Source organism: Staphylococcus sp. EG-SA-2, assembly GCF_017152085.1.
The window spans coordinates 1-549 of record NZ_JACYHC010000116.1 but is presented as its reverse complement, the minus strand read 5'-3'; the positions used below and the strand labels follow the sequence as shown (position 1 = coordinate 549).

At 35.7% G+C, this 549-nt stretch carries 1 pseudogene; it reads left to right on the top strand.

Annotated features, from left to right (window positions below):
* Nucleotides 1-542 (top strand): annotated as a pseudogene (locus IDG60_RS01110) (bifunctional acetaldehyde-CoA/alcohol dehydrogenase); the annotation flags it as partial.
* Nucleotides 543-549 lie beyond the last annotated feature (7 nt).

The window sequence follows — 549 nt, the reverse complement described above, 5'->3', positions numbered from 1 at the left end:
CGTTCGAATATTTAAAATCATCTGTTGAAAAGGGTGATAAAGTTTCAAGAGAGAAAATGCATAACGCATCAACTTTGGCTGGTATGGCATTTGCAAATGCATTCTTAGGCATTGCACACTCAATTGCGCATAAAATTGGTGGCGAATATGGTATTCCGCATGGTAGAGCGAATGCGATATTACTACCGCATATTATCCGTTATAATGCCAAAGACCCGCAAAAACATGCGTTATTCCCTAAATATGAGTTCTTCAGAGCAGATACAGATTATGCAGATATTGCCAAATTCTTAGGATTAAAAGGTAATACGACAGAAGCACTTGTAGAATCATTAGCTAAAGCTGTCTACGAATTAGGTCAATCAGTCGGAATTGAAATGAATTTGAAATCACAAGGTGTGTCTGAAGAAGAATTAAATGAGTCAATTGATAGAATGGCAGAGCTCGCATTTGAAGATCAATGTACAACTGCTAATCCTAAAGAAGCACTAATCAGTGAAATCAAAGATATCATTCAAACATCATATGATTATAAGCAATAATCTATCT